Genomic DNA, 13,711 nt, shown 5'->3' on the forward strand with positions numbered 1-13,711 from the left:
TTCAGTGCTAATAGACCTTTAAACCACACTTTTAACCCGATGAACCCTATTCCACCGTGACACTTTTGGCTAAATTGCGCGGCTGATCCACGTCTAAACCACGACGGGCCGCGATATGATAGGAGAGCAATTGTAGGGGAATTACTGTTAAAATTGGCGATAATAATTCCTCAACTTCCGGCACATACAACAAATCATTAAAGACTTTCGGTGCTTCCGTATCGCTGTCGGCAACTACTCCCAATAACCGCGCATCCCTGGCTTTTGCTTCCTGTGCATTGGAGAGAACCTTATCATAAACTATCCCCGGCATCGCAATCGCCACTACGGGAACTTTTGCATCTAAAAGCGCAATCGGTCCGTGTTTCATTTCTCCAGCGGGATAGCCTTCCGCATGAATATAACTGATTTCTTTGAGTTTTAAGGCCCCTTCCAAGGCAATGGGGAAATTAATCCCCCGTCCCAGGAAAATAAAGTCCTGGGTGTCATTAAATTCATGGGCTAATTCTTCGATCGCTTTTTCCTGTTTTTCTAAGACAGTTTCGATCGATCTTGGCAGCGATCGCATTTCATTAATAATTTGCTCGATTCTCTCTAAAGACAGAGTTTGACGACGATAGGACAAATCCAAAGCTAAGAGATAAAAACCCAATAACTGGGCGGTAAAACTCTTAGTTGCCGCCACCCCGATTTCGATCCCCGCTTGGGTATTAATAATCTGATCGACCATTTGTGCTAGGGTACTTTCGGGGCGATTAGTAATCCCGATAATCCGGGCCTGATATTTTTTTCCTAACCCTAAACGACGCTGTTTTTCTGTTTCCAACGCCGCTAAAGTGTCGGCTGTTTCCCCAGATTGTGTCACCCCGATGGTTAAAGTATTGGGCATCAGGGGGGTGGGGGCATAGCGAAATTCCGAGGCGTACTGTACCCTTGTGGGAATACCTGCCAACTGCTCAATCAAGTATTTCCCGACTAAACTGGCGTGCCAACTGGTTCCACAGGCTAAAATCTGAATATGTTCTAAATTTTCGTAAATTTCCTCAGAAAAATTAAGATTTATCGGGTTGACATTATCCCCATTTTGTGCATTCCAATGGGGATGCAGATAGGTCCCTAAACAGTCGCGCACCACTCCCGGTTGCTCGTAGATTTCCTTGAGCATGAAGTGACGATAACCCTGTTTTTCTACGGTGGTCGGACTCCAATCGAGAACTCTGGGGTTTTTACGGACTCTTTTCCCCTCAAAATTATAAATTTCTACTCCCAAGGGTGTTAACCGAGCGATTTCGCCATTATCCAAGGACAGCACCGCCCGGGTATGGGGAACTAAAGCACTGACATCGGAGGCACAGAAAAACTCCCCTTGACCGAAACCGATGATTAAAGGGGCGTGTTGCCGCACGACAATCAATTCATCGGGATAATCGGGACTAATCACCCCTAGGGCAAAGGCTCCCTCTAAACGTTGAATTGCCCTTAAAACTGCCTTGAGGAAAGGACTCACCCCCAAGTCTTCTTCATCGGTAGGTTTGGGTAGATAACTGGCGATTAGATGGGGAATAACTTCTGTGTCGGTTTCCGAGTCAAATATACAGCCTTTTTCCTTTAATTCTGTTCTTAATGCCTGAAAATTTTCGACAATGCCATTCTGTACCACTGCCACCCGTTGATTATTATCGGTGTGGGGATGGGCATTACTTTCTACGGGTTTGCCGTGGGTTGCCCAACGGGTGTGACCGATGCCAATTTGGGAGGGATTAACTTCCTGTTCTAATTTTTCCCGCAGATTGTAGAGTTTTCCCTGGGCGCGGACTCGATGTAATTCACCTTCGAGAATTGTGGCAATCCCTGCCGAATCATAACCCCGATATTCCAAACGTTCCAAACCAGCTAGGAGAATATCGATCGCTGTTTGGGTTCCGATATAGCCAACAATTCCGCACATTCTTTCGCTCACCCCATTTAGGCTAAGTCCGATCTATTCTATCGCAAGCGTGGCGCTTGTTTGCTTAGAGCCTAAAGACGCAGGGGTAAGGGTAAAGTTTCCCCTATAGGAGAGTGGGGTGTGGGGAGAATAAATAAAAGCAATATAGATCACCCAGCAGCATATTCTGTTCTTTTTGTCAAAAAAACTTTCCCTTTGCAACAAAACTACACAATTAATTGATCAACGGGTTGGCTTAAAAAAGGCTGTATAATCCCCAGTTATTGCTGTTGCTGAATAGACCCGTGTAGATTTAGCAAGGGTTTTCAGGATCAACAGACAGCTAAAAAGCCTAAAAAGCACAAAAAGACCCATCATTTCATACTGCGAAATTATACCATAATCGCTGGAAGTATTGCAACCTCGTAAACAAATGAGAAGTATTCTCAATAAATTCTGAAAAAATCATAAATATTGCGAAATGTAAATTTAAATATTCTCAATTATTAAAGCTTGTTTGATATAAAAAACTTATCAAAGGTAATTCAGTCACCGAATCTGCTGGGATGAGTCCAGAAAAGTTTTAATTTTTGCGGGCCTAAGCTAAGACGCATTTTAACCGTCTATCCTGAGATTAGCTGAATCTGACCCCCTTGCCCCCCGACCCCTAGGGTCGTTTCATTCTCTCAAATCCTTATCTGGCAACGTTTTTAGTCGATTTCTCGGAAATATATATCTGAAAATTTTTAAAAACGCCGTGCTTTGCTTGCCTCATAAGCGATTAAAGGTAGCAAAAAAAAGAATTAGATTCGGAGAATGAAACAGCCCTAGGGGTGTGGGGTGTGGGGAAGTGGGGAAGTGGGGTGTGGGGAAGTGGGGAAGTGGGGTGTGGGGTGTGGGGTGTAGGGTGTGGGGAGCTTTTTCAGTAAAAAGGCAGCTCCGAGCTTATGAGAGAAAATAGTGACCGGCAGATTTCTAGTCGATAATTAGGGAGATTTTCCCCGTCACCGAACCAGTTTCTAGCAATTGATGGGCGCTGATAGCTGCCGCTAAAGGGAAGGTTTGGGAGAGATGAATGGTTAACTTTTTCTCGTCAATTAAACGCGCCCCTTGTCTGAGAATTTCTGTGTGATATTTTTGCGCTTCTGGCAGTCCCATCAAAGCCGGGGTTAACATTAATTCTAAACTAATCCGCAAATTGCGATCGCGGGCTTCTTTCCAGCTGCCCGTAGGTTCCAAAATCGTCACCAGATCGCCGTACACTCGCACCGCTCGGCAGGTTTGCCCAAAAGTTTCCCCTCCCACCGTATCAAAAGCGATATCTACCCCTTTCCCTGCGGTTTCTTGAAGTATCGCCGCGACAAAATCGGTTTGTTTGTATAAAATCGGGTAATCTGCCCCTAATTGCCGCACTAAACGCTCTTTATCGCTATTTCCCACCGTCGTATAAACTTTAGCCCCCTTCAATTTCGCCAATTGAATCGCGACATGACCAACACCCCCGGCCCCGCCATGGATAAGGACGCTTTGTCCCGACTGGAGACGGGCGCGATCATAGAGTGCCTCCCAAGCGGTGATTAGAACCAAAGGTACAGCGGCCGCCTCGGCAAAAGAAAGAGATTTCGGCTTGTGGGCTAGATAATCCGCCTCGATTAGGGCATATTCAGCATAATTTCCCGTGCCGGCCCTGCCCAGTCCGCCGCTACAAAAGTACACTTCATCCCCGGGGCGAAAATCCTGCACCGCCGCCCCAACGGCCTCGACAATTCCCGCCCCATCACAGCCCAAAATGGCTGGCATTTGCTCGGGGTAAAAAGTGCCGCGTTTACGAATTTTTGTATCAATAGGGTTGACACCAGCCGCTTTTAATGCCACTAAAACCTGATGCGGTTGACTAATTTTCGGGGTGGCGACTTGCTGAAGCTGCAGCACATCCACGGCAGTCATGAGGATAGCTTTCATTCTATCTATTCGGGATTAACCCACATTAACGTCTGGCCAAATTCTACCGGTTCACCGTTAGCGACGGCGATTTCGACGATTTGCCCGGCCACTTCCGCTTCGATTTCGTTCATCAACTTCATCGCTTCGATGATACAGACCGTTTGCCCCACCCGAACTCGATCGTTTTTTTCCACGAAGGACGGTTCATCGGGAGCGGGAGCGCGATAAAAAGTGCCAACCATGGGAGAGGTAATCGCCAACCATTTTTTATCAATAGCGGCGGCCACGGGTTCGGCAGTGGGGGTTTCTGGGGCCGGGGTAGGACTGGCGGCCACCACTGGAGGGGCGACTGGGGCCGTCACCACCGGCAAGGGAGCGGGGAGAGGACTAAGGGCAGCATTAACGGTTCCTTTACGGATATTTAGCTCTAAATCCGTACTTTTCAGGCTAAATTCACTGATATCCGTTGCTGCCAGTGTTTTGATCAGTTCTCGAATTTCGTTGTAATCAATAGTCACCGCTCTGAAATCCCCCCGCAAATAAAAAGCAACAAATCCAAATTCACACCCACTAAACCGTCGATTTTTCCCATCTAGCGGCTAAGTTTTGGGAAACAGGCTCAGAAACACTGGCTTTAGTCCTAAACCCGTCCCTAATGCCCCATTTCTGGGCTTCTGATCACAATTATTCTCGTCCCAGATAGGAACCATCCCTGGTGTCCACTTTAATCCTTTCACCGATGGAAATAAACAGGGGAACCATCACCTGCGCTCCCGTTTCTACGATCGCCGGTTTGGTGCCACCAGTGGCCGTATCTCCCTTGACTCCTGGGTCCGTATCGGTGATTTCCAAGATTACCGAGGTGGGCAATTCCACATCTAACACTTGCTCATTCCAAAAGAGAATATTGACTTCCATTCCTTCTTTCAGATACTTGGCTCGATCGCCCATCTGTGCCGGGGTGAGAGTTGCTTCCTCAAAAGTCTCCATGTCCATGAAGACAAACTGATCGCCTTCTTTGTAGGTGTGCTGCATGGTCCGCTTTTCGATCGTGGCTGAGGGTAAGGTTTCCCCCGCCCGGAACGTCCGTTCTACCACGTTGCCGGTCTGAACATTTTTTAACTTGGTTCGCACGAAGGCCGATCCCTTACCCGGTTTGACGTGCAGGAATTCCACCACCCGCCAGACAGAGCCATCTATCTCAATGGTCGTGCCACTCCGAAAGTCGTTACTCGAAATCATGAAATGCTGTTTAGGCCAAGAAAGATCAACATTCCATTTTACATACTCGCCGTACCGAAAAAAACTTTTTTGCGGGAATTTGTCCCCATCGAAGCGAGGTGGACTAATACTAAATCCGTTGAGTGTAGGCTATATATCAGGACAGGCAATAGGCACTCTTGCAATAGGCAATAGGGGCAATAGATAATCCGGTTTTAATAACCGGATTTAGGATAGCCTAGGGGCAGCAGCTAAAAGTAAGTTAGAATTAATTGACTGACTGACATCTGAGAAGCGATAGCAACCATGACGGGTGTGGACTTACAGCAATTATTACTAGAAAAATGGGGTCGTTCCTACGATATCCAGCTGCGACGCATCAAAGATAAGGTTCATGTCCAGGTAATGTGGAAATATCTCGAACAAGCTTCTTTTCCCCTCTCCGAGTCTGAATATCTGGAACATCTCAATGCGATCGCTAATTATCTCCACGAATGGGGGGGTTTTAGTCAATTCCAAGCTTTTATCCGCGAAACTCGCGAGCGTCCCCGTCTCGGTAAAGCGGTTAGTCTGGCCTTAGATTTAGGTGAAAGGGCCTCGGAATGGCTGATCAGTGATCAGTGATCAATTTGAGATCAGGCAAGAGGCACTCTTGCAAGAGGCAACACCCCTCCTGGCCCCCCCCGATGTCGGGGGGGTTGGGGGGGCGGGGGAGATTCAGCTAATCTAAGGAGAGGCGGCTACAATGGGTCTTAGCTCACCAAATCCCTTTCTAAGGGTACCGATTAACTGCCAATCCAACCTGAAAAACCCTGTTATGTACTGTTTCTCCCCACTCCCCCACTTCCCACTCCCCCATCCCCTTCTCTAGACACAAAAAAGGCGTTAAGCTTAACCTCAACGCTTGCCTTTAATCTAATGACAGTGACTAGCTCTTGCGACGAACGAAAGCACCAGCACCGGCAACGGCTAAGACACCGAGGATAGCAGAAGGTTCGGGAATGGATTTTTGTCTGAAATCGTTGGTGATACTGTTAAGTGATCCGTTAACACTAGAGACAAAGAAAGTGTCTCTGACGTAAAGTTTCAGGATATTCGGATCAACTGGAACCGTTAGGCCAGGAGAGCCTATGCCACCAATATCAAGGCTTTTAGCCTCCGAGGTTCCGACCAAACTCGACCCGCCGAAAGCATCTGACCAAACCGTCTTGTTCAGAGAGACACCGGAATCAGTCTGGCCAGTTGTGGTATAGCCAGCGCTGAATGCTTCGAACATCTTCGTCAAAAGTTCGTTGACGTTGGGAGTGTCGGGGTCATCAACGATCTCGATCGTGTAATCTATGACATAAGGGCCAGCTAGACTGGTCAGAGGGGTAGCTGGGGTGAAGGTCACGGTGTGCAAATCGCCCAAGGGCAGCACGGTTTCCGTAATGGTCAGAAAATTGGCCGGGTCATTTATACCAATGCCAGTTGAGGAGATGTGTGTAAACAACTTGTCCCCTTTTCGGCAAGGATTGGTCTTGAAATTGTTGAAACTTTGTGGTAAACACACCGCCTGCGCCTGCACGGGGGCAGCACCAGCAAAGCCGAAAGCGGCAACGCTGCCAGCGATAGCAAGAGCGCCAGTGGTTAGTTGTCTAGATATGTTGGTGATCATTTTAAGTTGTTTGTCAATTTATTAATTAGGGCAGTAATGCGGATACCTCCGTAGTCTAGAATAGTTATGACCTGGGAGCATCTGCCCCTTGGCATAAGTAGAAATGCTTAATGAGATCAATAAAAAAGTTAAAAAAGGCAACCATTTAGATAAGCACAGCGATGACGAAGGACTTGCGGTACATTACCAGATTCCCAACTTGCACCAGTCAAGTTAATGAAATGAAAAGAAAGTGAGATGCTCCCCAGTAGGGTGCGTTAGCGTAACTCACCAAAAACCTTTCTTTGTGGTGCGTTACGGCAATATTCAGAGCTTGATTTTTGCCCTAAAAACAAGGGATTGCCTAACGCACCCTACCCAACTTTAAATGCGTCTTAGCTTATCAGTGACCAGTGGGATTGTTAAGTGAACAGTATACTGCATTTAAATTGCGTATTGGATATTTTAATACAAATGCTCGAACTCGCCACTCCCCCACTTCCCCATCCCCTTCTCTAGACACAAAAAAATGCGTTAAGCTTAACCTTAACGCTTGTCTTTGCTCTAATGGCAGTGACTAGCTCTTGCGACGAAGGAAAAAGCCAACACCGGCAACAGCGAAGATACCGAGGATAGCAGAAGGTTCAGGAACGTTAACAGTAAGACCGGATTTTTGGAGAGATAAATTATAGCTTTGGGAAACCTGACCACCAGTAACGCTTCTAGTGAAGCCGATGCTGAAAGTTCCGAAAAGATCAGGATAACCATTAGGCTCATCAAAAGTCATGTCGCCAGTTACCATGTAAGTTGTCGTGCTACCACCTATCCCAGTCATAAATGTACCGTAAGCCATGGTGGAAGTGATATTACCGATCACAATACCAGGACCAGGACCGATGGGATACGCTTGGTTCACCGTTATCTGAATAAAATTAGCTAGAGAAGAGGGAGCAGTAAACATGGACATCATACCACTACCGGTGCCAATTAATGCAAAACTAGCAGGAGTAGTAACGTTAGAAGTTGTCACACCGGTAAATTGACCCGTAGCACCGTTTATTGCGGTGACGTTCAAGGGTTTAAGCATTGGGTTAGGAGTTCCCCACGAGTCGATTTGTGCAGTCCCAGTGAGGGCTAAAGTACCGGAAAGTATTGTCGCAGCCTGAGCAGCACCAGCAAAGCTGAGAGCGGCAACGGTGCCAGCGATAGCAAGAGCGCCAGTGGTTAGTTGTCTAGAGATGTTTGTGATCATTTTGATTTGTAGTTGGTAATAGGGCAAAAAACGGAGATCGTTCAATAACAAACTTGCAAAAGATGGGCTGTAAAATATCACTATTGCACTTTGACAAATAGTAATACGGTATAGATTAGAAGCAGAAAGCAATCGCAATAATGTTATCTACTGCGACTATCATACAGCCCGTATCTAAAGACTTGTGTGATTTCATTTAGTCAAGGAAGTGTTTATGGTCACAGGTAAGCTGCAACGCAGATCATCATTGAACCTCGACATGATATTATGTCAAGACTAAACGTTTTTCTAGTTAAGAAATCTACCCAAATAAAAATGATTTTAATTGCCTGATATTTTTTCTGTGAAATTGAATTAGCAACGATAAGTAGGTGGGTGGAATTAAATATAAAATGAACGTAGGTTGGGTTGAAGCATGAAACCCAACGCCCGCATGGGTTACGCTACCGCTAACCCATCCTACAAATAATTGTGCCTACCTACTTAGATAGACATTTCAGTTATAGAACTATTTTGTTAGTACACAGCCGAAAAGGAAGCTGTGATTGGGTGACAATTTTTGCAGATGCCTATCGGGGTTTGCGGCAAAAAGTTTTTCCTGGGGGCAGGCCTCGGCCGTCGGGTTTTAGCCATTTTCAGGAGGGGAAAAAGCCTAAAAGTCTGATCCAACAAGGTTTTTAGATTTATTCAGTCAGTCCTAGATAAGCTGTTCCTAATTCAAATTGCTTGTTGAGACGAGGCAAGAGGCGCTCTTGCAAAAGGCAACTCTGAATGGGAGGGGAGGTCGGTGACGACCTTCTTCGACCCCTAATCCTCTGGAAATGCGTTGCAAGGGAGACCCTTGCAACGAGGTAAATAAAAACAATTATGACTATAGATAATAGTCTATTCTAGTTCCCGACAATCGGCCGGCAAAGAACTAAGATCAAGATTAAGGAACCCCCTACCGTTAAAGCTGATGAAATTACCCCGTCTTGCCACTTTAATCATTGGTCTGAGCTTTATTTTCGGATTAATGTTGTGGTTAGTCAACTCTATCTATCGTCTTTACATCCAGATCGCCTTTACCGCTCCTATCTTAGCTAATATTCTGCTTTTGCTCATTATCGGACTGCTGGGCTTGCTCATTTACGTTCTTTTATACTACTTTTATCTGCTGCCCCAGCACCAAAAAAGTCGCCGCGGGTTGCATTCTTCCTCCCGTCCACCCCTAAAATTACCAGTAGAAAAAACCGAGGCCGCCGGGGAAACCTTAAAAGCTATCCGGCAACAAGTGGAGCAAATTCAAGATAAAGTAACCCAACAGGTTTTTATTAAGCGTTCCCAAGAAATTGAGCGAAGTTTAGCCAGAAAAGAAGTTAAAATCATTGTTTTCGGCACGGGATCGGCGGGAAAAACCTCCCTAATTAACGCCCTCATCGGTCAAATGGTGGGCAATGTGGAGGCAACCATGGGAACCACGGAAAAAGGGGAAACCTATAGTTTAAAAATGAAAGGTGTGAATCGGGAAATTCAAATTACCGATACCCCCGGCATTCTCGAAATTGGTGCGGCCGGAGGTCAAAGGGAACAGTTAGCGCGACAATTAGCCACGGAAGCAGATTTACTTTTATTTGTCATCGATAACGATATTCGACAATCGGAATACGGCCCTTTATTGCGTTTAATTGATATTGGTAAACGTTCTCTCTTAGTCTTTAATAAAATCGATCTCTATAGCGACGAAGATCGAGAAATGATTTTAAAACAATTACGAGAACGGCTAAAAGGAGTGATCCTTTCCGCCGATATTATTGCCGTTACCGCTAATCCCCAACCAGTACAGTTAACCAGTGGACAAATCATCACACCAGAACCGGATATTTTAGCTTTAATTAAACGTTTAGCTTCAGTTTTACGGGCCGAAGGGGAGGATTTAGTGGCGGATAATATCCTCTTACAATCCCAAAGATTAGGGGAAGAAGCTAGGAAAATTATTGATCGCCAACGTCGTCGCCAAGCTGATAAAATTATCGATCGCTATCAGTGGATCGGTGCGGGAGTGATTGCGGTGACTCCCTTACCAGTGTTCGATCTGTTAGCAACGGCGGCGGTTAATGCTCAAATGGTCAGAGAAATTGGTCAAGTTTATGGCTGTGAAATTAACAGCGATCGAGGCAAGGAATTGGCTCTATCTTTAGGCAAAACTCTAGTTAGTTTGGGAGTAGTGAAAGGAGCAGTAGAATTATTAGCCAGAATCCTACAATTAAATTTTACTACCTATATAGTCGGTAAGGCAATTCAAGGGGTCAGTGCCGCCTATTTAACCCGCATTGCTGGCAAAAGTTTTATTGAATATTTCCGTCAGGATCAAGACTGGGGTGACGGTGGTATGACGGAAGTGGTACAAAGACAATTTCAACTCAGTCGCAAGGAAGAATTTATTAAGTCTTTTGTGGCCGATGCGATCGGTAAAGTGGTACAACCTTTTCAGGATGATTGGCAGCAAGAAGAAGTTTTAGAAGCTACTCGCGAGGATGATTGGTAAAGATCGAACCTTGAAGCGATAGGCAAAATTGTATAGTAATTGTTACAATCGTTTTGGGGTTCCACAAGGGCAAAAAAAGATGCGACAGCAAGTTATCGACTGGTTAAAAGAAAACGTCAACGAACACCGTCTGCGCCATATTCTCGGTGTGGAGACCATGTGTATTGATTTAGCTCGTCATCACGATCTCGATACCGTCCAAGCAGGGCAAGCCGGGTTAATGCACGATCTGGCTAAATTTTTCAAGCCCAAAAAACTGCTAAAAATGGCGGAATCGGCGGGAATAGACGTGGATAATATCTGTGCATCCCATCCCCACTTACTCCACGCCGACGTGAGCGCAATTGTCGCCAAAAAAGAATTTAACGTTACCGACGAGGAAATTCTCGAAGCAATTCGCAATCATACCCTCGGTAAACCCAATATGAGCGATCTTAGCTGTATAGTCTTTATTGCCGATGCCTTGGAACCCAATCGCGGCGATACACCCGAATTAAACGCCCTACGACAACTCAGCTATCAAAATCTCCATAAAAGCGTTCAACAAACCTGCGATTATTCCCTAAAATATCTTTTAAGTAGCCATTGTCCCATTCATCCCCGCACCGTGCTAACGCGCAACTGGGCGTTACAAATTGTTAAAGAACAACCAACAGAAACTAAAACCATTGATTAACATAATCTCAAGACTCGCTTACAACCACCTCAGCCAAAGGATAACCACAACCTGAATGACCAATCCCACTGGAATTATTACCCCCATCGCCGAAAATCTCAAGACCGAAAATTTTCTAGAGACAATTGTTACCGCTGCCGAGGACAAGAAAGCAGGGGACATCGCCATCCTGAAAGTCGCCGATATCTGTTATTTAACCGATTATTTTCTGATTATTACCGGCTATTCTACCACCCAAGTGCGAGCGATCGAGGATGCGATCGAAGCTGCTATGGAACTAGAATGGCAACAATCCCCCCGACAAGTGGAAGGAAAAAGCGAAGGTAGCTGGATCCTGATGGATTATGGCGCTATCATTGTCCATATCTTTTTACCAAAAGAGCGAGAATTTTATAATTTAGAAGCATTTTGGGGTCATGCTCAACGGATTCCTCTACCTAGCGACCATTTGGAGGAGTAGAATCCATGAAATCCTCCCTTGATTTCTGTCCCGTCCCGGAAGAACAGCAACCGGTTAACGAGTACGAACAATTAAAAGAATCTTGGTTTTTCCGTTGGGCGACGCTAGATGTAGCCCCTTATACAAAAAAAATTGTCTGGTTATGGTTATGGACATGGTTAATTGTCGGACCGATTGCCGCCGCTAGTTTTCCCCTCAAAAAAGCCCCTTTTCTCTTCTTCTGTGCGGGGATTTTTGGCTCGACAATTTTGGTAGGATTGGTGTTATTGCGCTTGTATTTAGGCTGGATCTACGTCTATGATCGCTTGCAATCGGAGAAAGTATTTTATGAAGAGTCGGGCTGGTACGATGGCCAAATCTGGACAAAAACCGCCGCCATTTTAACCCGCGATCGTTTAATCGTCTCCTATCAAATCCAGCCCATTCTCCAGCGTTTACAAAAAACCGCCCTGATTTTAGGGGCAATTGTCGCTATCAGTGGTCTTTTCTGGCTATTTTTCACTCACTAACCGCAACCAATCACCAATCTGAATGAATAGGGTAAAACGTTCACCAACCCACCGATTAGAAATTCATCTCCTCCGGGAAGGTATTATTGAATCGGTTCATCATGTCGAGGCCGCTATTTGCGATGACCGCGGCCGGGTATTATCCACCGCCGGCAGCGCCGAAACTAGCGCCTTTATTCGTTCGGCCCTGAAACCTTTTCAAGCACTGGCTGTCATCAGTACCGGCACCCTCGAACGCTACGATCTCAACGATAAGGATCTAGCCATTATCTGTAGTTCTCACCAAGGCACGGTGGAACACGCCCGTCAAGTCTTTAATATTCTCTGGCGCGCCGATATCGATCCCAATGCCCTGCAATGTCCCCTCCCCGAAGGCAAACCCAGTCGCTTGCAGTACAATTGTTCTGGCAAACACGCCGGGATGTTAGCAGTGTGTCAACAGCGTGGCTGGCCGTTAAATACCTATCTGCGGCGTTCTAGTCAGATACAAAAGCTAATTTTAAGCAAAATTGCCGAATTATTGGGAATGCCGGGGGATGAATTAATCAGCGCCCACGATGACTGCGGTGCGCCCACCTATTCAATGCAGTTGGGGCAAATGGCCCATCTCTACGCCCAGTTAGCCTCTGGCAACCGTTTAGACTTAGAAAGAATCGTCCGGGCGATGACCTATCATCCCCGCATGGTAGCAGGAGAAGGGGCTTTTGATACGGAATTAATGCAGGTTAGCCAAGGGGAAATCGTCAGTAAAGCCGGGGCCGAAGGGATTCAATGTATTGGGCGCGTCGGTGAAGGTTTAGGATTAGCAATAAAAGCTTTAGATGGTTCCAAACGGGCTAAATATGCCGCCGCTTTGCAAATTCTCAAACAGTTAGGCTGGATTACTCCCAATGTGGCCGAATCTCTCTCGGAAAAATTCCTTAAAATCGGCAGTTATACCCGCTTGGAAGTGGTGGGAGAAATGGCTTTGTTATAAATAGTGGGTTGACCAAGGGTAACACATCAAAAACTTTTCTTTTTGGTGTGTTAGGGCAGTATTTATCTCTTGATTTTTTTCCTCAAAAACTGAACTTCGGAGTACAATACCTATGACTAAATTAATTCAAGAAACTTTCGAGCAAATTGCACTGCTTTCTGAAGAACAACAAGATAGCCTAGCAACCTATCTAAAAAAACACCTAGCTGAATTTTTAGAAGAAGCGGAAAAAGAACGACGAATTGCAGAAGGGACTTATACCATAAGTGATTTTAACCAAAAAACTTAACAAGCTATTCAGAATATTGAAGAACAAAAAAACTTAACTGTTTGCAAGGATCAAGTTGAACTATATCAGCAGCTAAGAATTTAATGTTATTAACCATTTTTGAAAATCGCTTTAAGAAAGATATTAAACGACTGCAAAAACGGGAAAAAGATATGACCAAACTGAAAAATGTCATTGATAAATTACTTGAAAAGCAAGAACTAGAACCTAAATAGGGTTTGCTGAATAATGGTAAAACCCTTTTAAAATAAGGCTTTTAACAGGTCAAAACCCTTTTCTGCAAACGTTAGGACA

14 protein-coding genes are annotated in these 13,711 nt (G+C 45.4%); 8 read left to right on the forward strand and 6 right to left on the reverse strand.

What is annotated here, in order from left to right:
- Positions 1-46: 46 nt before the first annotated feature.
- The 4 genes from glmS to efp all read right to left on the reverse strand — a co-directional run bounded on the left by glmS (position 47) and on the right by efp (position 5,113).
- Positions 47-1,948: a glutamine--fructose-6-phosphate transaminase (isomerizing) gene (gene glmS / locus B5D77_RS19240; RefSeq protein WP_008197154.1), complete on the reverse strand. Its 1,902-nt coding sequence runs from the start codon at positions 1,946-1,948 to the stop codon at positions 47-49.
- Positions 1,949-2,902: 954 nt separating this feature from the next.
- Positions 2,903-3,889 (reverse strand): zinc-dependent alcohol dehydrogenase family protein, encoded by a 987-nt coding sequence (locus B5D77_RS19250; RefSeq protein ID WP_008197152.1) that lies wholly within the window; start codon positions 3,887-3,889, stop codon positions 2,903-2,905.
- A 5-nt stretch (positions 3,890-3,894) separates the two neighbouring features.
- Entirely contained in the window at positions 3,895-4,389 is a 495-nt protein-coding gene (gene accB, locus B5D77_RS19255) for an acetyl-CoA carboxylase biotin carboxyl carrier protein (protein WP_008197151.1), read from the reverse strand.
- A 166-nt stretch (positions 4,390-4,555) separates the two neighbouring features.
- Positions 4,556-5,113 carry an elongation factor P gene (efp, locus tag B5D77_RS19260; protein ID WP_008197149.1) on the reverse strand — a complete coding sequence of 186 codons (558 nt, stop codon included), beginning with the start codon at positions 5,111-5,113 and terminating at the stop codon, positions 4,556-4,558.
- Between the two features lie 285 nt (positions 5,114-5,398).
- On the opposite strand from efp, the gene B5D77_RS19265 reads away from it, so the two are divergent.
- Positions 5,399-5,716: a DUF3067 family protein gene (locus B5D77_RS19265; protein ID WP_002756874.1), complete on the forward strand. Its 318-nt coding sequence runs from the start codon at positions 5,399-5,401 to the stop codon at positions 5,714-5,716.
- Positions 5,717-6,020: 304 nt separating this feature from the next.
- On the opposite strand, the gene B5D77_RS19270 is transcribed toward B5D77_RS19265, so the two are convergent.
- Together B5D77_RS19270 and B5D77_RS19275 are read right to left on the reverse strand one after the other, a co-directional pair.
- Positions 6,021-6,749 carry a PEP-CTERM sorting domain-containing protein gene (locus B5D77_RS19270; RefSeq protein WP_106909452.1) on the reverse strand — a complete coding sequence of 243 codons (729 nt, stop codon included), beginning with the start codon at positions 6,747-6,749 and terminating at the stop codon, positions 6,021-6,023.
- A 556-nt stretch (positions 6,750-7,305) separates the two neighbouring features.
- On the reverse strand, positions 7,306-7,980 hold the full coding sequence (locus B5D77_RS19275) for a PEP-CTERM sorting domain-containing protein (protein ID WP_106910028.1): 675 nt from the start codon (positions 7,978-7,980) through the stop codon (positions 7,306-7,308).
- A 958-nt stretch (positions 7,981-8,938) separates the two neighbouring features.
- Here B5D77_RS19275 and B5D77_RS19285 point away from each other — a divergent pair.
- From B5D77_RS19285 to B5D77_RS19315, 7 genes are all read left to right on the forward strand, one after another.
- Positions 8,939-10,507 (forward strand): YcjF family protein, encoded by a 1,569-nt coding sequence (locus B5D77_RS19285; RefSeq protein WP_106909454.1) that lies wholly within the window; start codon positions 8,939-8,941, stop codon positions 10,505-10,507.
- 79 nt (positions 10,508-10,586) lie between these two features.
- Positions 10,587-11,183 carry a bis(5'-nucleosyl)-tetraphosphatase (symmetrical) YqeK gene (yqeK, locus tag B5D77_RS19290; protein WP_008197136.1) on the forward strand — a complete coding sequence of 199 codons (597 nt, stop codon included), beginning with the start codon at positions 10,587-10,589 and terminating at the stop codon, positions 11,181-11,183.
- Between the two features lie 55 nt (positions 11,184-11,238).
- Positions 11,239-11,643, forward strand: a complete 405-nt coding sequence (gene rsfS / locus B5D77_RS19295; protein ID WP_008197135.1) for a ribosome silencing factor — start codon at positions 11,239-11,241, stop codon at positions 11,641-11,643.
- 5 nt (positions 11,644-11,648) lie between these two features.
- On the forward strand, positions 11,649-12,152 hold the full coding sequence (locus B5D77_RS19300; RefSeq protein WP_079205364.1) for a CGLD27 family protein: 504 nt from the start codon (positions 11,649-11,651) through the stop codon (positions 12,150-12,152).
- 22 nt (positions 12,153-12,174) lie between these two features.
- On the forward strand, positions 12,175-13,128 hold the full coding sequence (locus B5D77_RS19305) for an asparaginase (protein WP_008197132.1): 954 nt from the start codon (positions 12,175-12,177) through the stop codon (positions 13,126-13,128).
- Positions 13,129-13,240: 112 nt separating this feature from the next.
- Positions 13,241-13,417 (forward strand): hypothetical protein, encoded by a 177-nt coding sequence (locus B5D77_RS19310; protein ID WP_008197130.1) that lies wholly within the window; start codon positions 13,241-13,243, stop codon positions 13,415-13,417.
- An 83-nt stretch (positions 13,418-13,500) separates the two neighbouring features.
- The gene (locus B5D77_RS19315) at positions 13,501-13,632 is read left to right on the forward strand and encodes a type II toxin-antitoxin system YafQ family toxin (protein ID WP_008197128.1); all 132 of its coding nucleotides are present in this window, start codon (positions 13,501-13,503) and stop codon (positions 13,630-13,632) included.
- Positions 13,633-13,711 lie beyond the last annotated feature (79 nt).

Origin of the sequence: Microcystis sp. MC19 (assembly GCF_003019735.1) — a bacterium.
Lineage (GTDB): Bacteria > Cyanobacteriota > Cyanobacteriia > Cyanobacteriales > Microcystaceae > Microcystis.